Annotated in this window: 17 protein-coding genes; 9 read left to right on the forward strand and 8 right to left on the reverse strand. The window is 68.8% G+C overall.

All coding sequences use genetic code 11. The annotated features are described in order from the left end of the window. Positions 1 to 14 precede the first annotated feature (14 nt). Together R2707_11280 and R2707_11285 are read right to left on the reverse strand one after the other, a co-directional pair. Positions 15 to 842, reverse strand: a complete 828-nt coding sequence (locus tag R2707_11280; GenBank protein MEZ5245672.1) for a class I SAM-dependent methyltransferase — start codon at positions 840 to 842, stop codon at positions 15 to 17. 1 nt (position 843) lies between these two features. Further along, positions 844 to 1992 carry an acyl-CoA dehydrogenase family protein gene (locus tag R2707_11285; protein ID MEZ5245673.1) on the reverse strand — a complete coding sequence of 383 codons (1149 nt, stop codon included), beginning with the start codon at positions 1990 to 1992 and terminating at the stop codon, positions 844 to 846. A 115-nt stretch (positions 1993 to 2107) separates the two neighbouring features. Here R2707_11285 and R2707_11290 point away from each other — a divergent pair, with 115 nt between their 5' ends. Genes R2707_11290 through R2707_11320 form a run of 7 tightly spaced genes read left to right on the forward strand, consistent with a single transcriptional unit; the run spans position 2108 to position 9956 of the window. Further along, positions 2108 to 3532, forward strand: a complete 1425-nt coding sequence (locus R2707_11290) for an ABC transporter substrate-binding protein (GenBank protein ID MEZ5245674.1) — start codon at positions 2108 to 2110, stop codon at positions 3530 to 3532. 31 nt (positions 3533 to 3563) lie between these two features. Then, positions 3564 to 5651 carry an ABC transporter permease gene (locus tag R2707_11295; protein ID MEZ5245675.1) on the forward strand — a complete coding sequence of 696 codons (2088 nt, stop codon included), beginning with the start codon at positions 3564 to 3566 and terminating at the stop codon, positions 5649 to 5651. Continuing rightward, positions 5648 to 6436: an ABC transporter ATP-binding protein gene (locus R2707_11300; GenBank protein MEZ5245676.1), complete on the forward strand. Its 789-nt coding sequence runs from the start codon at positions 5648 to 5650 to the stop codon at positions 6434 to 6436. The genes R2707_11295 and R2707_11300 overlap by 4 nt, the downstream gene beginning before the upstream one ends. Further along, positions 6433 to 7155 (forward strand): ABC transporter ATP-binding protein, encoded by a 723-nt coding sequence (locus tag R2707_11305; protein MEZ5245677.1) that lies wholly within the window; start codon positions 6433 to 6435, stop codon positions 7153 to 7155. Before R2707_11300 ends, R2707_11305 begins: the two co-directional genes overlap by 4 nt. After that, positions 7155 to 8321 (forward strand): thiolase family protein, encoded by a 1167-nt coding sequence (locus R2707_11310; GenBank protein ID MEZ5245678.1) that lies wholly within the window; start codon positions 7155 to 7157, stop codon positions 8319 to 8321. Before R2707_11305 ends, R2707_11310 begins: the two co-directional genes overlap by 1 nt. Continuing rightward, entirely contained in the window at positions 8318 to 8746 is a 429-nt protein-coding gene (locus R2707_11315; GenBank protein MEZ5245679.1) for an OB-fold domain-containing protein, read from the forward strand. Before R2707_11310 ends, R2707_11315 begins: the two co-directional genes overlap by 4 nt. Before the next feature lie 10 nt (positions 8747 to 8756). Further along, on the forward strand, positions 8757 to 9956 hold the full coding sequence (locus tag R2707_11320; protein MEZ5245680.1) for a cytochrome P450: 1200 nt from the start codon (positions 8757 to 8759) through the stop codon (positions 9954 to 9956). A gap of 83 nt (positions 9957 to 10039) precedes the next feature. Here R2707_11320 and R2707_11325 read toward each other — a convergent pair whose 3' ends face one another. Genes R2707_11325 through R2707_11335 form a run of 3 tightly spaced genes read right to left on the reverse strand, consistent with a single transcriptional unit; the run spans position 10040 to position 12597 of the window. Continuing rightward, on the reverse strand, positions 10040 to 10903 hold the full coding sequence (locus tag R2707_11325) for an enoyl-CoA hydratase (protein ID MEZ5245681.1): 864 nt from the start codon (positions 10901 to 10903) through the stop codon (positions 10040 to 10042). 27 nt (positions 10904 to 10930) lie between these two features. After that, positions 10931 to 11626, reverse strand: coding sequence for a class II aldolase/adducin family protein (locus tag R2707_11330; protein MEZ5245682.1), 696 nt, complete (start codon positions 11624 to 11626; stop codon positions 10931 to 10933). Continuing rightward, positions 11626 to 12597 carry an NAD(P)-dependent oxidoreductase gene (locus R2707_11335; protein ID MEZ5245683.1) on the reverse strand — a complete coding sequence of 324 codons (972 nt, stop codon included), beginning with the start codon at positions 12595 to 12597 and terminating at the stop codon, positions 11626 to 11628. Before R2707_11335 ends, R2707_11330 begins: the two co-directional genes overlap by 1 nt. Before the next feature lie 40 nt (positions 12598 to 12637). On the opposite strand from R2707_11335, the gene R2707_11340 reads away from it, so the two are divergent. Both R2707_11340 and R2707_11345 read left to right on the forward strand, forming a co-directional pair. Continuing rightward, entirely contained in the window at positions 12638 to 13993 is a 1356-nt protein-coding gene (locus R2707_11340) for an FGGY-family carbohydrate kinase (GenBank protein ID MEZ5245684.1), read from the forward strand. Next, positions 13990 to 14901 (forward strand): LLM class F420-dependent oxidoreductase, encoded by a 912-nt coding sequence (locus tag R2707_11345; GenBank protein MEZ5245685.1) that lies wholly within the window; start codon positions 13990 to 13992, stop codon positions 14899 to 14901. Before R2707_11340 ends, R2707_11345 begins: the two co-directional genes overlap by 4 nt. 22 nt (positions 14902 to 14923) lie before the next feature. On the opposite strand, the gene R2707_11350 is transcribed toward R2707_11345, so the two are convergent. From R2707_11350 to R2707_11360, 3 genes are read right to left on the reverse strand one after another with little or no spacing between them, the layout of a single operon-like run. Beyond that, on the reverse strand, positions 14924 to 15757 hold the full coding sequence (locus R2707_11350; protein ID MEZ5245686.1) for a hypothetical protein: 834 nt from the start codon (positions 15755 to 15757) through the stop codon (positions 14924 to 14926). A gap of 36 nt (positions 15758 to 15793) precedes the next feature. Next, positions 15794 to 17914, reverse strand: coding sequence for an acyl-CoA dehydrogenase (locus R2707_11355; GenBank protein MEZ5245687.1), 2121 nt, complete (start codon positions 17912 to 17914; stop codon positions 15794 to 15796). After that, positions 17914 to 19524 carry an AMP-binding protein gene (locus R2707_11360; GenBank protein ID MEZ5245688.1) on the reverse strand — a complete coding sequence of 537 codons (1611 nt, stop codon included), beginning with the start codon at positions 19522 to 19524 and terminating at the stop codon, positions 17914 to 17916. The genes R2707_11355 and R2707_11360 overlap by 1 nt, the downstream gene beginning before the upstream one ends. Positions 19525 to 19553: the final 29 nt, after the last annotated feature.

Below are 19553 nucleotides of genomic sequence, written 5' to 3' on the forward strand. Positions count from 1 at the left end.
TCGGCCGAGCGGGTTCACCGCGTCGAGAACACGAGCTGGTCGGCACCCAGGCCCATCGCCCGCAATCCGCGGAAGACGGCGCGGCGCAGGAGCTGTCCCGAGGTGTCGATCGGCTCGACCGCCTTGACCGAGGTGCTGATCGTCTCGCGGTGGACCACCGTGAAGCCCGCACGCGCCAACAGCCGCTCGAGACCCCGCGACGTGAAGATGTTGAGGTGGTGTGGCGGACACACCATTCCCCATCGACGGATGCCCTTCACGCGGCGCTGGATACATCCCGGATTCGGCGTTGCGACCACGAGCAGGCCGCCGGGCCGCAGCCTGGCCGTGAGCTGCGACAGCATGCCGGCGGGATCAGCGACGTGCTCGATCACCGAGAATGCCGTGACGACGTCGTAGGTCCCGTCGTGGTCGGCGACATCACCGACGAGCAGTTCGACACCCAGCACGCTGTCGGCGAAACGGGCCGATTCCTCCGAGACCTCGAGTCCGGTCGCCACGAATCCGTATTCCTCGACCGCGAGTTTCGTGAACAGGCCGTTGCCGGCGCCGACGTCGAGGATCGAGGCCCCGGCCGGGCACCGATCGGCGATCCCGTCGAGGACGTACCGCCAACGAAACCCCCATCGCTGCTCGATCGCGTCGAGATCGTCGGACGCGATCGTGTAGTAGGACTCGTCGTACTGCTCGGGGTCGTACGCCGCGTCCGACACCAACGTGCCGCAACTCGGGCACACATAGACGTCGATGCCGTCATGGCGGAAGGCGGGTGCGACCAGATCGATCTCGGGTTCGACCACGCAGGAGATCGCTCGCTCGGGCGCGTCGGCCGATCCGGTCACGTCATCGGCTCCCGACCTTCGGCTCCCGTGGAAGTCCGAGCACCCGCTCGCCGACGATGTTCTTGTTCACCTCGGTCGTGCCGCCGGCGATCGTCAACGAGCGACTACCGCACAGCCGTTCCGCCCACGGGCCGGCGAGCGCGTCGACGCCGAGCACGTCCATCGCCGTCTCGGCGACACGCTGCTCCATCGTCGACCACGCCAGCTTGATCACGCTCGCCTCCGCCCCCGGCATGCGGTCGTGCATCGCTGCGGAGACGGTGCGCTGGGCGAGCAGGCGGAGCAGCTCGGAGTCGATGTAGCGCGCGACCAGTCGTTGGCGAACGATCGGGTCGGCACGCCGACCGGGGCCGGCATCGGCCAGCAGTCGCTCGAAGTTCTCGCGCAGCATGAGTGAGAGTTTCGCCACACCGGCCCGTTCGAATCCGAGCGTGCGGGTCGCAACATGCCAGCCCGAGCCGATCTCTCCGAGCACCGCGTCGACGGGTACCTCGACGTCGGTGAAGAACACGTCGGCGAAGTCGAGGGATCCGCCGATGGTTCTGATCGGTCGGACGTCGACCCCGGGGGACCGCATGTCGACGAGAAGGCAGGTCATGCCCTCGTGCTTTGGAGCCGACGGGTCGGTACGCACGTAGAGCTGACACCAGTCGGCCCGATGTCCCAGCGAGTTCCACGTCTTCTGCCCGTTCACGACGAAACGGTCGCCGTCGAGGACCGCTCGGCACGACAGCGACGCGAGATCCGAACCCGCGTCGGGTTCGGACATCCCCTGGCTCCAGATCTCGTCGCCGCGCAACATCGGTCGGAGGTAGCGCTGCTTCTGGGCGTCGGTGCCGATGGTCATGATCGCCGGAGCGATGTTGGCCACGCCGATCGCGTTCACCGGACCCGGAGCCCGCACCCGGGCGAACTCCTCGTTGTAGATGAGCTGCTCGAGCACGGTCGCGTCGCGTCCGCCGAACTCGCTCGGCCAGTCGATCGCCGCCAGCCCGGCGTCGAACAGGGTGGCGTTCCACGTGCGGCGCCGCGCGAACACGTCGTCGTCGTCGACACCCGCCTCGTCGAGATCGGACGGAAGATTCTCGGCCAGCCACTCCCGCAGCATCTGCCGGAAGGCGTTCCCTTCGGGCCCGAACGAGAGATCCATGTCGTGTCCTCGGCAGTCGTCTGGAGTGAACTGCGTCACCGCGCTAACGTCCCGATCTAACACCAGCGTCAGGTGCGTCACCGCATCCGGCTCGATTGCTTTTCTTGGGGGAAAGATGCATCGACGACTGCAAGGCCTGTTTGCTCTGCTGCTCACGTTCTCGCTGTTCGCGGCCGCGTGCGGCAACAGTGGCGACGACGAGACGTCCACCGACGATCAGACGACCACGACCACCGCGGCACCCGACGACGGCGACACTCCGGACACGACCGAGCCGGACACGACCGATCCCGGCACCGACGACCCCGCGGTCGATCGCGACACCTTCGTCTCGCTCGACGGCGTTCCCGGTGTGAGCGACGAGGAGATCGCGGTCGCCGTGCTCGGCCTGCGAGAAGGCAACCCGCTCGGCACCTGCATCCTCGACTGCTACCTCACCGGGATCCAGGCCTACTTCGACTACCAGAATTCCCTGGGCGGCGTCTTCGGCCGCCAGCTCGTGGTCGGCGATGTCCTCGACGACGAGCTCGTCCAACACCAGACCAAGGCGCTCGAGATCATCGCCGACGAAAACGCCTTCGTCACCTTCTCGGCCTCGCTCACCTCGACCGGCCTGGCCGACCTCGACGACGCCGGCGTCCCCACCTACAACTGGGGCATCCAGGCACCGCTCAACAACGGCCGCGACAACCTCTTCCCCCACATCGGGGTCCTGTGTGCGGACTGCACCGGCCGGGCAATCCCCTACCAGATGTCGCTCGTCGGCGCGACCACCGCGGTCTCGCTGGGCTATGGCGTGTCCCCGGAGTCGCAGAATTGCTCCCGGACCAACGCCCGGGCGATCGAGCTCTACGCCGACGATCTCGGGATCAGCGTCGCCAAGACCTACGACGATCTCGAGTTCGGCCTCAACAACGGCATCGCCCCGCAGGTGACCGAGTGGATCGAGCTCGGTGTGGACTTCGTGGCGTCGTGTCTCGACCTCAACGGCATGAAGAAGATCGCCGAGGAGCTCGTGCGCCAGGGCGTGCGCGACCAGATCACCCTCCAGCACCCGAACACCTACGACGCGGGCTTCGTCGCCGAAGCCGGCGACCTGTTCGACGGCGACTTCGTGTCGGCCCAGTTCACCCCGTTCGAGTTCTCGGATCTCCCGGCCATCGCGCTCTACAACGAGTGGGTCGGCCCCCAGGGCGGACCCACTGCCGAGCAGACCATGATCGGCTGGATGAACGCGATGCTCTTCGTCGACGGCCTCATCGCCACCGGGCCCGAGTTCGACCGTGCCTCGCTCGTCGAGACGACCAACACCGAGTTCACCGCCTACACCTACAACGGAATCACCTTCCCCATCGACTGGAGCCGTCAACACGACTCGGCGAGCGACGACGACCGGGTGACCAACGGCGCCGTGCAGGAGTGCACCACGCTCGTGCGGATGCAGGGCGGAACGTTCGAGAAGGTCACCGAAGAACCATGGTTGTGCTGGCCGCAGGGCGACCGGTCATGGCAGGACCCGGTCGAGGCGACGTTCAGCTGAACCCGCCGATCCAACCGACGAGGCAGGTGTCGTGATTCTCGCGTCCTTCGGTGAAGACTTCTTCCGCGCGCTCCTCCAGGGAACGCCACCGGGAACCGTCTACGCCCTGATCGGGCTGGGTTTCGTGCTCACCTACAAGACGTCGGGGGTGTTCAACCTGGCCTTCGGCGCGCAGGCCTACATCTCGGCAGCGATGTTCTTCAAGGCCCGCCAGGAGTGGGAATGGGGGATCGTTCCGTCCCTGATCCTCTCGGTCTTCGTGCTCGCGCCGGCGATCGGGCTGATCCTCGAACGGCTCATCTTCCGCAACCTCCGCACCGCCTCCGCGGTTTCGAAGCTGGTGATCGCGATCGGGCTGAGTGTGGCGTTGCCCGCGCTGTTCGAGCTGCTCGCCTCGTACAAACCCGTGGCCGGTCGGACACCGACCGGGATCGTGCCCGACGGATCATCGGTGTTCTACGACCCGTTCGGCGTCTACCCGTTCAGCCGCGACGAGCTGGCCCAGATCGTGGTGGCGGTCGTCGCCATGGTGCTGCTCGCCGCACTCTTCCGGCTCACCGCCGCGGGGCTGGCGATGCGTGCCGTGGTCGAGAGTCCGCGGATGACCGAGCTCGCCGGCATCCCGGCCGACCGGATCTCGGCCTTGGCGTGGGCGATCTCCAGCATGTTCGCGGGGATGGCCGGCGTGTTGATCGCCCCCCGGCTCAACACCCTGATCAGCACCGACTTCCTGACGCTGGTGATCATCGCGATGGCTGCCGCGGCAGTTGGTCGCCTGGTGAGCCTCCCCCGAGCCCTCATCGGCGGCATGGCGCTCGGGTGGTTCATCGCGCTCTTCAACACCTACCTCCCCCGCTGGTCGGACGACTACACCTGGCTCAAGCCCTTCCAGGAGAACCTGACGCCGTCGCTCCCGTTCGTGGTGCTGTTCGGGATCCTCGTCTTCTGGCCCGCCATCCGGCGGTCCATCGATGCGACCGATCCGCTCTCGGGGGTCGACCCCCCACCACCGGCCCTCGCGTCGTCGACCCGGCATCCCCTGTTGACGCTCCAGACCCGCGCGTTCGGCGTGGTGTTCTTCACGATCATCGGCGTGTTGGCCTTCACCCAGGCCGACGTCCGCTGGGTGTCGTTGCTGACCCAGGCCGTCATCCTCTCGACCATCTATCTCTCGATCACCGTGATCACCGGCTTCGCCGGCCAGATCTCGTTGTGCCAGGGAGCCTTCGCGGCCATCGGCGGGTTCACCGTGTTCCAGATGGCCGACCGCTACGAGATGTCGGTGCTACTCGCGGCGCTCATCGGCGCGACGATCGCCGCGGCCGTCGGTGCCTTGCTGTCGTTGCCCGTGCTTCGCCTCGGCGGCGTCTGGCTCGCGATCGCGACCCTGGCCTTCGCGTTCTTCTTCGACGCGGTGATGGTCAAGTTCTCCTGGGTCGGCGGCGGCAGCACCGCGCTGCTCACCGGCACCGCCGTGCCCCGGCCGGTGCTCGGGCCGTGGGACTTCGGCGAGTCCGACAAGGCGTTCCTCGCCCTCGCGATCGTGGTCTTCACGATCGTGTCGGTCGCCGTGATCCAGCTACGGGAGGGAACGATCGGTCGGACGTTGCGGGCGCTGCGAGGCAGCGAGGTCGCGGCGGAGTCGATCGGCATCTCGCCGGCACGCGCCCGCATCACCGCCTTCGCGGTCTCCGCCTTCATCGCCGGTCTCGGCGGCGCCATGCTCGCCATGCATCAGGAGAACGTCAACTACGCCCAGAACTTCACCCCGTTCGCAGCGATGTTCTGGCTCGTGCTCGTCGTGTCGCTCAGCGCCCGTACCGTCGAAGGCGCGGCGCAGGCGGGCGCCGCGTTCTCCCTCTTCGGTCCGCTGGTGCTCGAGGGATGGCTTCTCGAGCGAATCGTGCGAAGCGAGGAACGCCTGCCGGGCATCTTCCCGATCTCGGGCAAGTGGCGCTTCGTGCTGTTCGGCCTCACCGCGATCCAGTTCGCCCGCCACCCCGAAGGCATGGTCGAGTTCGGCAAGCGGCGCGCCACGAAGAAGCGCAACGAGCGCTACTACGCCCGCGACGCGCAACGTGCCGCGCTCGCCGCCGAAGAGGCAGGTGCCGCATCGTGACCGCGATCCTCCAGTCCACCGGTATCTCGAAGTCGTTCTCCGGCATCCAGGCCCTCAACGACGTCAGCATCGACGTGATGAAGGGCGAACGCGTCGGCCTCATCGGACCGAACGGTGCCGGCAAGACGACGTTCTTCAACTGCCTCCTCGGCGTGCTCACGCCCGATGCGGGGGTCGTCCGGTTCCTCGGCCGCGACGTCAGCAACCTGCCCGTGTACAAGCGGGCCCACGCCGGCATCGGCCGCACGTTCCAGCGGATCGAGCTCTTCTCCGACACCTCGGTCAAGGAACACCTGCTGATCGCCGAGCGCATCCACAACGGCACCGGCGCCTTCTGGAAGGACCTTCTCGGCCTGGGCAGGCCGACCGCGGCCGAGATCGCCCGCTGCGACGAAGTGCTCGAGTTGCTCGGGCTCCTCGAGCTGGGCGACGAGCCCATCGAATCACTGAGTCTCGGACAGGGTCGCCTGGTCGAGGTGGGTCGCGCCCTCATGACCGAACCGAGCCTGCTCCTGCTCGACGAACCGTCGTCGGGTCTCGACCGCGAGGAAACCGCGGCGCTCGCCACGACGCTGCGACAGGTCCAGGCGGAACAGGACTTCGCCATCCTGCTCGTCGAGCACGACGTGGACCTCGTCGCCGACTTCACCGAGCGGCTCTATGTGCTCGACTTCGGCTCGCTGATCGCCGAGGGCCCCACCGCCGAGACCCTGCGGGAACCCGCGGTTCGGACGGCCTACCTCGGCACGCTCGAGGTGGACCACCACGAAGGGGACCCGCGATGACGGACCGACCCATTCTCGAGATGACCGACGTGAGTGCCGAGTACGGACCGTTCCGGGCGCTGTTCGGCGTGAGCCTCACGATCCAACCGGGCGCCGCCCTCGCCCTCCTCGGGCCGAACGGGGCCGGCAAGACCACGGTCGCCCGCGTGGCCAGCGGCCTCGTCGCCGCGTCGTCGGGCTCGGTGACCGTCGACGGCGACGACATGACGCAGCGGCGGACCTACGAATACGCCCGGGCGGGCATCGCCCATGCCCCCGAGGGCCGATCGGTCTTCGCGACCTTCACCGTCGAGGAGAACCTGACCCTGTCGTTCCACCGAGCGCTCGGGCGATCAAAGGTCCGTGCCGGGCTCGAGGAGGCGTATTCGCTCTTCCCCCGCCTCGGCGAACGGCGCGGCCAGATCGCCGGGACGCTGTCGGGCGGCGAGCAGCGCATGCTGTCGATGGCGCGGGTGATGGTCGAGAAGCCCCGACTCCTGATCGCCGACGAACTCTCGCTCGGTCTCGCACCCATCGTCGTCGACGAGGTCTACGAGACCCTCGAGACGGTCCGAGCGACCGGCACGGCCCTGCTGATCGTCGAGCAGCACGTCCAGCACGCGCTCGATCTCTGTGACACGGTCGCCCTGCTCGATCATGGCGTGATCGCCTGGGAGGGTCCCGCATCGGAAGCCGCCGAGGTCGTCGTGACCCATCTGTTCGACAGAGAGGACGTCTGATGGAGGAACCACTCGAGCGGCGGGCGATCATCAGTGGTGCAGCCCAGTCCGACATCGGCCGGCGGCTCTACCGCAGCGGCCTCGACCTGACGATCGAGGCTTCGCTGCGGGCGATCGACGACGCCGGACTGACCGTTGCCGACATCGACGGCATCTCGACCTATCCCGGCATGAGCGGCCCGTTCGGCGGCTGCACCGGCGCCGAACTCCACGATGCGCTGCGCTTCTCGCTCAACTGGCGCGACGGCGGAGCGGAGACAAGCGGACAGCTGGGTGCGGTGCACAAGGCGGTGTTGGCCGTCGCCGCCGGCCTCGCGAAACACGTGCTGTGCTTCCGGACCGTCTACGAGGGAAGCGGCGGTGCGATGCGAGCCAGCGGTGGCGGTGGTGGGTCCATGCCGCCTGCGTTCCAGTACCTGATCCCCTACGGGGTCACGTCGGCGGCCAACTGGATCAGCTGCTACGCGAAGCGCCACATGCACGAGTTCGGCACGACCCGAGAGCAGCTCGGCGCCATCGCGATCAACGCCCGCACCAACGCGGCGAGCAACCCGAAGGCGATCTACACCGATCCGATGACGATGGACGACTATCTGAACGTCCGGATGATCAGCGACCCGTTCGGCCTCTACGACTGCGACGTTCCCTGCGACGGTTCGACCGTCGTCATCGTCTCGCATCGTGACTACGCGCCTCACGCGCCGAACGGCGCGATCCACGTCAACGCGATGGGAACGGCGCTTCGCGGCCGTCCCTCGTGGGACCAGTTCGAGGATCTGACCACCATGGCGATGCGCGATTCTGCAGCATCGATGTGGGAACGCACCGAGTTGACGGCCGCCGACGTCGACACCGCGCAGCTCTACGACGGTTTCACCTGGCTGACGATGGCATGGATCGAGGCGCTCGGCTTCTGTGAGAAGGGCGAGGGCGGACCCTTCGTCGAAGGCGGGTCGCGCATCGCGCCCGACGGCGAGCTTCCCCTCAACACGTCGGGTGGGCAGCTGTCGAGCGGACGGCTCCACGGCTTCGGCTTCCTCCACGAGGGCATCATGCAGCTCCGGGGCACGGCCAACGTCCAGGCCGCCGACTGCGAGGTCGCCGTCGTGGGCGCCGGTGGGGGACCCGAGTCGGGTTGCCTGCTGTTGACGAAAGGGATCCGATGAACGCCGATTCGGGCAGCACTCCCCCACCACGCTTCATCAGCCCGCACGCCGAAGGCGAGTTCTACTGGACGTCGGGCGCCGACGGCGTGCTCCGTCTCCAACGCTGCGGCGACTGCCGTCGCTACATCCACCCACCGGGTCCGGTGTGTCCCTACTGCCACTCCCGGGACCTGGCCCCCGAGCCCATCGCGGGGACCGGCACGATCGCGACGTTCACGATCAACCGCAAGGAGTGGATACCCGGGTTCGAGCCGCCCTACGTGTTCGCCCTCGTCGAGATCGACGAGGACCCGACGATCCGACTCGGCACCAACATCGTCGGCTGCGGCGTCGACGAGGTCGAGATCGGCATGCGGGTCGCCGTCGAGTTCGAGGCGAACGGCGAGTGGCACGTGCCGTTGTTCCATCCGATCCCGACCGAGTAGAGGACCAGCCATGACCGTCGTCGAGTTCGATCCGTTCAGCCGAGAGTTCTTCGACGATCCGACGGAGATGTACGCCCAGCTGCGGGCCCACGCGCCGTGCTTCCACAGCGAGAAGTACGACTTCTACGCGTTCAGCCGGTTCGACGACTGCGTCGCCGTCCACCGCGACACGACGAACTTCACGTCGACCCACGGCCTCACCTACGAGCAGCTGAGCGATCCGAACCACGACGACAGCTTCAACTCGCTGATCATGATGGACCCGCCCGCGCACACCCGCTACCGCAAGCTGGTGAGCCGGTCGTTCACCCCGCGGGCGATGGGACGCTACGACGAGCTGATCCGCCGACAGATCAACAAGTACCTCGACGCGCTCATGGACATCGACGAGTTCGACCTCGTCCAGGACTTCTCGGGGCCGTTCCCGGTGGAGATCATCTGCGCGATCCTCGGGGTCCCCGAGGCCGACTGGCAGATGATCCGGCACCAGACCGACGCGATGCTGCACCGCGAGGAGGGCGAAGCGCTCGGCAGCCCGGCCCAGGCCGAGGCCGCCATCAACCAGGCCGTGTACTTCATCGAGTTCGCCCGCGACAAGCGGAACCATCTCGGCGACGACCTGACGTCGACACTCATCGAGGCCCAGGTCGAGACCGACACCGGTGAGTTGGCATCACTCTCCGACGAGGACATCGCCGGCTTCATCTCGCTGCTCGGCGCGGCCGGCAGCGAGACCGTCACCAAGGCAGTGGCCAACGCAGGCGTGCTCTTCCATCGCAACCCGGGCGAGTGGGACAAGCTGAAGGCCGATCCGTCGAAGGTCGACTCGGCCGTCGAGGAGGTGCTGCGCTACTGGGCGCCGTCGCAGTACCAGGGCCGGCTCAGCGTCAACGACACCGAATGGCACGGCGTCACCGTGAAGGCGGGCAAGCCGGTGTTCATCGTCACCGGCGCGGCCAATCACGACGAGCGCGAGTTCGGCCCCGACGCCACCGTGTTCGACATCGACCGCGAACAGCGGCTCGCCATCAGCCTCGGTCACGGCATCCACACGTGCCTGGGCGCGGCCTTGGCCCGCATGGAATGCGCGGTCGCAATCGACGAGATCCGCCGCCGCTGGCCCGACTACACCATCGACGAGTCGCGCTGTGAACGTGTCCAGATGAGCAACGTCGCCGGCTACTCGAGCGTCCCCTTCGCGACCTCCTGACCCCCTCCCTCCCCCCGGATCTGTGAGCGGAGAATCGCGCATTGCGAGCGCGAGCGTTCACAGATCAGGGGAGGGGTGGGGGGTCAGGTGTTCTGCTTCTTCATCTCGGAGAGGTTGACGAGCACGGGGTAGCCGTTGATGGACATGGCGTTGCCGTGACCGACCGTGTGCATGTCGAAACCCGACTGCAACGCGCTGTAGAAGCCCTGGATGTCCTGCGTTTGGTTCACGATGCGCTTGGCCTGGGTGAGGGCGAACGGATGCATCTCGGCGATCTGGCGCGCCAACTCCATCGTCTGGTCCATCAACTCGTCGAGGGGGACGACGCGATTGACCATGCCGAGCTTCTCGGCCTCCTCGGCGGGGAAGCGACGAGCGGTGAAGAGCATCTCCTTGGCCTTGCGAGGACCGACCTCCCAGGTGTGGCCGTGGTACTCGACACCGCCGATGCCCATGCGCAGCACGGGATCGGAGAAGTGGGCGTTGTCGGCGGCGATGATCAGGTCCATCGGCCAGCACAGCATGAGACCACCGGCGATGCAGGCGCCCTGGACCGCGGCGATGGTCGGCTTCGGGATGTCGCGCCACTTGCGGCTGTAGCCCAGATAGTGGATGCGCTCCCACTCGAAGATCGCCTGGAGCCCCCGCTCCTCCCAGTCGAGCTGGCTCGACTGGCGGGCCTTCTCCGGGTCGGCGTTCTCGCCGATGGCGTCGTCGGAGCCCGTCATGTCGTGGCCCGAGGAGAAGTGCTTGCCCTCGGCCCGCAACACGATGACCTTCACGTCGCGGTCCTCGGCCGCGGCGCTGAAGCACGCGTCCATCTCGTCGAGTGTCTGCTGGTTGACGGCGTTGGCCTTGTCGGCGCGGTCGATCGTGACGATGCCGATCGGACCGTCGACCTCGTACTTCGTGTGGCCGAGGTCGTTCATGTCGACGGGGTTGGGCATGGTGGTCCTCCTCGGGACACGTGGGACTTACGAGACGTCGGCCAGATGGGGCGGCCGCCAACCGCCCCGGATCAAGCCGTAGATGTTGGTGAAGTTCGTGACGATGTCGTCGGGCAACGGCACCACGCCGCCCAGCTGCTCGGCCCCGGCCACGATCTTCGCCGTGTGTTCGACCACCGCCGCGGTGTGCAGCGCGTCCTGCGGGGACTTGCCGACGCAGAGGAGGCCGTGGTTTGCCATCAGCACCGCCCCCCGGTCGCCGAGATGACGGACGACCTCCTCGGCGAGTTCGTCCGACCCGGTCGTGCGGTACTCGGCCACCGGGATGTCGCCGCCGATGTAGACGATGACCTCCTCGATGCACGCGGGGATCGCCCGGCGGGCGATCGCGAACATCGAGGCGTGGGCCGGATGGCAGTGGACCACACCGCCGACCTCCGGGAAGCTCCGGTAGCAGTTGAGGTGCATCGCCTTCTCGCTCGACGGTCGGGCCGAGCCCTCGACGATCTCGCCGTCGAGGTCGACCACGGCGAGACCCTCCACCGTGATGTCCGGGTACGGCACCGACGACGGCGTCATCGCCACCGAACCATCGGCCTGTCGACCCGACACGTTGCCCGCGGTACCGACCACGAGGCCGGAGGTGAACATCTCCATCGCCACGTCGACGACAGCCTGACGGACCGTCCCCTCCGCGCCAGTGCTCATCGGAACGGTGCTCATCAGCCAAGGACCTCCGGGTTCTTGCAGTGCATCGGTCGTTCCCCGGCCAGGATCGCCGTGATGTCGGCCACGATCATCTCGGTCTGACGGATCTCCACGTCGTAGGTCGCGCCACCGATGTGGGGGGTCAGCAACACGTTGTCGCGACCCAACAGCGGGTGCCCCTCGGGCAGGGACTCGCCGTCGACATGATCGAGCGCGGCGGCCCCGACCTGCCCCGAGTCGAGTGCGGCGATCAGCGAATCGACGTCGTGGAGTCCGGCGCGGGCCGAGTTGAGATAGATCGCTCCCGGCTTCATCAGCGCGAACTTCGCGGCGTTCATCATCCCGAAGGTCTCGGGGGTGACCGCGGCGTGCATCGACACCACATCGGCCTCGGCGAGGAGGTCGTCGAGTTCGTGGGTGGCATCGGCTGCGAACGGATCCGCCGTGATCACCTTCATGCCCAATCCCTCGAGCCGCCACTTCGTCGCCCGACCGACCGCTCCGAAGCCGACGAGACCGGCCGTGCGGCCGGCGACCTGCCACGCCCGATAGCGCTGATAGGGCAACGACTCGCCGTGGACGGTGCCGTTCTGCATGTCGCGATCGCCGGCGACGACACGGCGGGTGAGCCCCATCAGCATCGCCACGGTCATCTCCGCCACCGCGTCGGCGTTGCGTCCAGGGGTGTGGATGACGGGGATGCCGGCGGCGGTGGCCCCGGCGACGTCGACGTTGGTCGGGTCGCCTCTCGTCGACCCGATGACCTTCAGCGGCAGCTCGAAGACCGGCCCCGAGCAGAAGTCGGCCTCGCAGACGACGATCGATGCACCGAGATCCCTGATACGTTCCGCCAGCTCGTCGGGGCCGTGCAGCTTGATCGGCTGGTACTCGATCCAGGGGTCGAACTCGACGTCCGCGATCCGGCGGAGATCCTCGAGAGCGGGGCCCCGCAGTGGGGCGGTGACGAGCGCGACGAGCCGAGACATGACGCAGACGTTAGTTTTGCGCCGGTGAAAGGGGGAATCGATGGGTGAGCTCACTGTCGGCATCGACATCGGCACGACATCGGTCAAGGCCGTCGCCGCCGATGCCGACGGCACGATCGTCGCCCGCACGCGGATCCCCCACGAGCTGCGCGCCCCCGATCCCGACACCTTCGAGCACGACGCCAACGCGGCCTGGGTCGACGGTGTGCTCGCCGCGTGGGACGCCGTCGGCGAACACCGCGACGTCGCGGCGATCACGGTCTCGGCGATGGTGCCGTCGTTGTGCGGTGTCGACACCACCGGCCGACCGGTCACGCCCGGCCTGCTCTACGGCGACGCACGGGGCCGCGGCACCGACCAGGACCCCGGCAACGAGCCCGGCACCGGCATGCCGGGGGAGATGGTCGGGTTCGCCCGCACCCTCGCCGGCCAGCCCGGTGTTGCCGCGCTATGGCCCGCCCAGGCGGTCGCCAACCACGCGCTCTGCGGCGTGGGGGCGATCGACACCTCGACGGCGATGACGATGGCGCCACTGTTCACGGGCACCGGATGGGACCCATCGGTGCTCGCCGAGATCGGCATCACCGCCGACCAGCTCCCGTCCTTCGTGCCGGGGACGGCGGCGATCGGCGACCGCAACGGGGTCGCCGTGTCGGGCGGCACGATCGATGCCCTCGCCGAGCAGACGGTCGGCGCCGCGGCGGCGGCGGGCGACGTGATGGTGATCTGCGGCACGACCCTGATCCCCTGGGCCCTCACCACCGAATGGTTCGACGTCGAAGGACTCTGGACCATCCCCTACGCGGTACCCGGACTCATCGCCGTCGGCGGCGCCAGCAACGCCGGCGGTCTCTTCATCGACCACGTCCGCCGGATGACCGGTGACCCCGACCAGCACGCCGTGCTCGCGGTGCCGCCCGACGCCCGACCCCTGTGGGTGCCCTACATCAGGGGCGAGCGCACGCCCTTCCACGATGCATCGCGGCGCGCCCACCTGCTCGACCTCGGCGTCGACCACGGGCCCGACGAGATCCTCGCGGCTGCCTACGACGCCGCCGCCTTCGTCGTCTGCCACCATCTCGATCTGGCCCGACCCCGGCTCGAAGCGGCCGGGACCCCTCCCACCCGCATCGTCGCCGCCGGTGGCGGCACCCGATCGGCCGCGTGGATGCAGGCGCTGGCCGACGTGACGCGCCTCCCTGTCGATGTCGCCGCGCACCCCGAGGGCGCCGCCCTGGGTGCCGCGTTCACCAGTCGGCTCACCGCCGGACTCGAATCGGACCCGAACGTCAGTCGATCATGGAGCCGTACCAGCCACCGCGTGGAGCCCCGGCCCGAACACCTCGACGCCGCCGACGCCCGCTACACCCGATTCAGAGAGGCCGTCGACGCATGAAGTTCTCCGTCACCTACCCACTGGTCACGCACCCCTACAACCCCGAGTTCCTGACCAAGGAGGGCGTCGTACGCTTCGCCACCGCAGCCGAGGCCGCCGGGTTCTCGGGCATGGGGTTCACCGACCATCCGGCACCCACCAGCCGCTGGCTCGAGGCCGGCGGCCACGACGCCCTCGATCCGTTCGCCGCCCTCGCGTTCGTCGCCGCGGTCACCGACTCGATCCGCCTGATCCCCAACGTCGTGGTGTTGCCCTACCGGAACCCCTTCATCGTCGCGAAGTCGGTGGCGACGATCGATGCCCTGTCCGGGGGACGGTTCACCCTCGCGGTCGGCACCGGTTACCTCAAGGGCGAGTACAAGGCGCTCGGTGTCGACTTCGACGATCGCAACACCATCTTCGACGAGGCCATCGCCGTGCTGCGGGGCGTGTGGACCCAGGACGACTTCAGCTTCGAGGGCACGGGATTCCTGGCCCACGGGCAGACCGCCAACCCCCAGCCCGGCCACGTCCCCATCTGGATCGGCGGCAACAGCAAACTGTCGCGGCGGCGCGTCGCACAGTCGGCCGACGGCTGGGTGCCCTTTCCCGCCCCGCGCGTGCTCGCCACGACGGCGAAGACTCCCCCGCTCGAGACCGTCGAGGACCTGGCCGAGATGCTCGACTATCTGTGGCGCGAGGTCGACGAGGTCGGCCGCGACCCGAGCGAGATCGACATCAGCTTCGGGACCCCGGCCGGCGGCTCGCCCGCCGACGACGACTTCGACGCCGACGCCCACCTGGCCGGACTCGCCGAGCTCGCCACCCTCGGCGTCAACTGGAGCGGCGTGAGCGTGCCCGGCGACTCGCTCGACCATGCGATCGAGACGCTGGAGCGCTACGGCGAACAGGTGATCCGGGCCCGGTAGACGGTCCCCCGGAGGACGCTGGTCAATAGACGATGCCGCAGACGTCGGCATCGAAGGCCTCGACCCGAGCGATCGCCGCATCCATCGGGTCGGCGATGGCAGGGTCCGCCGCCCACTCCTCCACGAGCGGGAAACCGGTGTCGACGTCCCACGCCGCGCCGGCCAGGATGTCGACCACCTCGACGAAGTTGGCGCGGATCAGCTCGAGGTCGGTCCGGAGATCCGCAGGCGCAACGGCCGCCAGATCCTCGAGCCTGGCGAGGAGCCCCTCGTAGTAGGCCTGGACGGCGGCGGGACCCCCATCGAGCGGCGGGTCCTCGACCTGCGACGCCTCGAACGACGCATTGCAGTAGGCCACGAACTCGGCGGGGACCTCCGCGGGTTCGCCGGGCGCATCGGCGGGATCGGCGGGGACGAGGTCGACCGGCGCGAACCCGCACACCTCGATGTCGTAGTCCTCGAGACGCCCATCGGCGGCCAGGTACTCGGGTGCGAGGTAGAGCGGTGTCAGATCGTCGAGGGCGAGCGCGAGATCCCATCCCACGCCGGAGAGGACGTCGATCGTGTCGACCAGCACCGTTCGCTGGATCTCCATGTCCTCGGCCAACACATCGGGCACCACTTCGGCGGCACCGTCCATCAGCACCAGCAGCTCGCGGTAGAACGCCTCGACCTCGGCCGGCGACGCCGTCGACGGCGAGAAGCCCGCGGCGAGAACGGCCGCCTGGTCCGAGAGTGCGCAGTAGGGGTCGTCGCCGATGTCGGTCGGAGGCGGGGACGAGCCCTCGTCGCTGCAGGCGCTCAGGAACAGCCCGAGGGTGACGAGCGCGCCGAGGAGCCGGAGGGGGAAACGCATCCGTGCACCGTACTGTGCGGGGTCCCGGCGACCGGGTCAGGCGTCTCGGGGCAGGCCGAGGAGCCGTTCGCCGATCACGTTGCGCTGCACCTCGCTGGTGCCCCCGGCGATCGTCAGGCTCCGATTCCACAGGAACGAGCTCACCCACCCGGCCGCGTCGCCGACCGCGGCGGCGGCATCCGGGCCGAAGAGTTCGACACCCGCCTCCTGCACGTCCTGGTCGTGGATCACCCCGAGCAACTTGACGATGCTGGCTTCGGGCCCGGCGTCGGCGCCGGCGAGCGAACGAATCGTCATCCGGTTGCGCAGCGCCGCCAGCGCGGCCTCGCGGGCGAGCAGCCGACCGACCGCCGCTTCGGCGTGGGGCGAGGAGTCCTCGTCGAGCAGACCGGCCAGCGCAGCCACACCGGCACCGATGGACGCGCCCGAGCCCATCGACACCCGCTCGTTGGCGAGTGTCGTCCGTCCGGCGCGCCAGCCGTCGTTGACATCGCCGATCACGCAGTCGTCGGGGACGAAGACGTCGTCGAAGAAGACCTCGTTGAACCAGGCGTCGCCGTTGATCTCGCGCAGCGGGCGAACGTCGATGCCCGGGCTCGCCATGTCGACGAAGAAGCAGGTGATCCCGTCGTGGTTCGGCCGGTCGGGATCGGTCCGCGCCAGACAGATCCCCCACTGGGCGGTGTGGGCCATCGACGTCCACACCTTCTGCCCGGTGAGCCGCCACCCGTCGCCGTCGCGCACCGCCTTCATCCGCAGCGACGCGAGATCGGACCCCGCCTCGGGCTCGGAGAAGAGCTGGCACCACATGATCTCCTGGCGCAGCGACGGGCCGACCCAACGCTCCTGCTGCGCCGCGGTCCCGTGGGCGATGAGGGTCGGCAGGGCCCAGGCCGCCACCTGCAGGTGGGGACGGCGGACACCGGCAGCCCGGAATTCCTGGTCGATCACGACCTGTTCGACCGCCGACGCACCGCGGCCCCACGGCTCGGGCCAGTGGGGCACGAGGTAACCCTCGTCGGCGATGCGCTGGTTCCAGGTCTCGCGGGGCGCTGCTTTCAGCGCGGTGAGCCATTCCCTCACTCCGGGGCGCAGGACCTCGGCCTCGGCCGGCAGCTCCATCGGCAGCGTGCGTACGACACCGTCGGCCACGAGGCGTCGCGTCTCGACGGCTCGCGCCGAGGCCGACGGCAGCAGCGCCCGGGTCGCGACCGCCCGGCGGAGGTAGAGGTGGGCGTCGTGCTCCCACGTGAACCCGATCCCGCCGAGCACCTGCACACAGTCCTTCGCGATCCCGACGACCGCGTCGGGCACCACGGTGCCCACGCATGCGATCGCGAGGCGCTGCTCGTCGGGGTCTCCACCACGGCTGGCGTCCCAGGTCGCCGCCCTCGACAGCTCGAGCGATGCGAGCATGTCGGCGCAGCGGTGCTTCACCCCCTGGAACTGGCCGATCGGGCGACCGAACTGCACCCGGTTCCTCGCGTGCTCCGCGGCTGTGTCGACACACCACGCGCCGATCCCGACCGCCTCGCTGCTGAGCAGCAGCGTCGCCAGGTCGGCCACGCGACCGACGGGCAACGACACCCGATGCCCTGCGCCGGCCTCGACCGTCACGTCGGCGACCCCACGGACCAGATCCACACCCCGGCTCGGCCCGCAGTCGAACGCCTCACGGGGGACGACCCGCCAGTGGTCGCCGTCCGGCACGATGACGACCGACGCGCCCGCGGCACCGAGCACGTTGCGAAAGACCCGGCCGTCGTCGGTGGCCGCGAAGGCGACGGCGCCGGTCTCGCCCGCAGCGATGCGCGGCACCCACTCCTCGGCGGGGTCGCCGCCCGCCTCGACCAGCACGGCGACGGCCAGCGCGGTCGGGAGCAACGGTCCGGGCACACCGGCGCGGCCGGTCTCCTCGAGCACGACGGCGAGATCGGCGAGACCGAACCCCTGACCGCCGAGTGACTCGGGGGCATGGAGCACCGGCCAGCCCATCGCCACCATCTCGTCCCACTGCCGCGCGTCCCAGTGCCGCGACCCTGCCTCGTCGTCGCCCTCGAGGCCCACACGTCGGCCCGCAGGCCCCACGACAGCGTTGCACCACCGCCGCACGGTGTCGGCCAACGCGGCATGGTCGGTCGTGATCCCGATCGACATCACGTCGCCTCCGTTGCGGCCAGCGCCGCGTCCTTGGCCCAGGCGTAGTCGCCCTTTCCCGTGACCTTGCGCACCACTTCGGCCACGACGATCAACGCCCGCGGCACCTTGTAGCCGGCGATCACCGCGCGGCAGTGGTCGGCCAGCTCCTCGACGCTCGGCGCCGTGGCGCCGTCGACCAGCGAGACCACCGCGGCCACCCGCGACCCGAAGCGTTCGTCGGGCACCCCGACGACCAGAGCGTCGAACACCGCCGGGTGGCCTTTCACCGCCGCCTCGACCTCCTCGGGGAAGACCTTCTCGCCACCGGTGTTGATGACCATCGAGCCCCGACCGAAGACGGAGATCGAGCCATCGGCCTCGATCGTGGCGATGTCGCCCGGCACCGAGTACCGCACACCGTCGATGGTCGGAAACGTCGCCGCCGTCTTCTCCTCGTCGTTCCAGTAGCCGAGGGGAATCCAACCGGACCGGGCGAGCTTGCCGCGCTCGCCCGAACCCGCCACGATCGGGCGGCCGTCGTCGCCGACCACGGTGGTGTGTTCGTCGGCCAGCAGCTGCAACGGCCCGCCGCCGTCGGCGGAGCGCTTGATCCGCCCCTGTCCACCCGTCTCCGAGGCACCGAAGCGGTCGATGATCCTCGTCGACGGAAGGTACGCCTCCAGCTCGGCCTCGATCGCCGGGGACAGGATCGCGCCCGACGACGAGATCAGCCGCAGCGCCCCGAGGTCGTAGAGCTCGTGGTTGCGGCGCAGTTCGGCGGCGAGCGGTCGGGCCACCGCGTCACCGATGATCATCAGGAACTCGGCCCGCTCGTCGGCCGCCAGTCGCAGCGCCGAGCCGGCATCGAACGACGCATCGACGGTCAGCAGACACGTTCCGCCCGTCAGCAGGGCCGTCAACGCGATCCACTGGGCACCGCCGTGGATGAGCGGGCAGAGCGGCAGACGGCGGGTGATGCCCGTGCCCTGGGTGACGAACGCGCCGATGTCGTCGGGCGACTCGAGCTTCGCCAGACCCTGGCGCGGCGCACCGGTGCCGCCGAGCGCACCGAAGAAGACATCCTCGTGGCGCCAGACCACACCCTTGGGCATGCCGGTCGTGCCGCCGGTGTAGAGCAGGTACCGATCGTCGGAGGACCGGGGGCCGACGTCGACCGCTGTGGTCGAGGCTCCCTCGATCACCGTGTCGTAGTCGCCGCCGATCGTGATGACCGGCCGAGACCCGGCCGCGGCGACGGCCTCGTCACGGATGCCGACCTGGGTGAACACCGCGGCGACCTCGGCGTCGTCGAAGACGTAGGCCAGTTCCTCGGTCGTGTAGCGGAAGTTGCCGTTGATCGGCACGGCCCGGAGCTTGAACACCCCGAGGGTGATCTCCATGAACTCGACGCAATTCATGGCATGGATCGCGACATGATCCCCGGCGCCGATACCGAGCTCGTGGAGCACGTGGGCGACCTGGTTGGCGCGGGCATCGAGCTCGGCGTACGTACGTCGGCGGGTCGGTTGGTCGATGCCGGCGGTGACGACCGCGTCCTGTCCGGGAAGTGCCTCGGCCGCTCCCTCGAAGAGGTCGGCGAGGTTGAAGCTCCGCACGCTCGTCTGCATGGCTGCAATGGTGGCCGCTCGGAAGTGGC

This window comes from Acidimicrobiales bacterium (assembly GCA_041394245.1).
In the GTDB taxonomy this organism is placed as follows: Bacteria; Actinomycetota; Acidimicrobiia; order Acidimicrobiales; family Aldehydirespiratoraceae; genus JAJRXC01.

What these genes read in the sequence shown, in the direction of transcription:
- R2707_11285 (MEZ5245673.1), bottom strand. Translation starts at nt 1,992, where the DNA reads ATGGATCTCTCGTTCGGGCCCGAAGGGAACGCCTTCCGGCAGATGCTG.
- R2707_11290 (MEZ5245674.1), top strand. Translation starts at nt 2,108, where the DNA reads ATGCATCGACGACTGCAAGGCCTGTTTGCTCTGCTGCTCACGTTCTCG.
- R2707_11305 (MEZ5245677.1), top strand. Translation starts at nt 6,433, where the DNA reads ATGACGGACCGACCCATTCTCGAGATGACCGACGTGAGTGCCGAGTAC.
- R2707_11310 (MEZ5245678.1), top strand. Translation starts at nt 7,155, where the DNA reads ATGGAGGAACCACTCGAGCGGCGGGCGATCATCAGTGGTGCAGCCCAG.
- R2707_11315 (MEZ5245679.1), top strand. Translation starts at nt 8,318, where the DNA reads ATGAACGCCGATTCGGGCAGCACTCCCCCACCACGCTTCATCAGCCCG.
- R2707_11320 (MEZ5245680.1), top strand. Translation starts at nt 8,757, where the DNA reads ATGACCGTCGTCGAGTTCGATCCGTTCAGCCGAGAGTTCTTCGACGAT.
- R2707_11325 (MEZ5245681.1), bottom strand. Translation starts at nt 10,903, where the DNA reads ATGCCCAACCCCGTCGACATGAACGACCTCGGCCACACGAAGTACGAG.
- R2707_11330 (MEZ5245682.1), bottom strand. Translation starts at nt 11,626, where the DNA reads ATGAGCACCGTTCCGATGAGCACTGGCGCGGAGGGGACGGTCCGTCAG.
- R2707_11335 (MEZ5245683.1), bottom strand. Translation starts at nt 12,597, where the DNA reads ATGTCTCGGCTCGTCGCGCTCGTCACCGCCCCACTGCGGGGCCCCGCT.
- R2707_11340 (MEZ5245684.1), top strand. Translation starts at nt 12,638, where the DNA reads ATGGGTGAGCTCACTGTCGGCATCGACATCGGCACGACATCGGTCAAG.
- R2707_11345 (MEZ5245685.1), top strand. Translation starts at nt 13,990, where the DNA reads ATGAAGTTCTCCGTCACCTACCCACTGGTCACGCACCCCTACAACCCC.
- R2707_11350 (MEZ5245686.1), bottom strand. Translation starts at nt 15,757, where the DNA reads ATGCGTTTCCCCCTCCGGCTCCTCGGCGCGCTCGTCACCCTCGGGCTG.
- R2707_11355 (MEZ5245687.1), bottom strand. Translation starts at nt 17,914, where the DNA reads ATGTCGATCGGGATCACGACCGACCATGCCGCGTTGGCCGACACCGTG.
- R2707_11360 (MEZ5245688.1), bottom strand. Translation starts at nt 19,524, where the DNA reads ATGCAGACGAGCGTGCGGAGCTTCAACCTCGCCGACCTCTTCGAGGGA.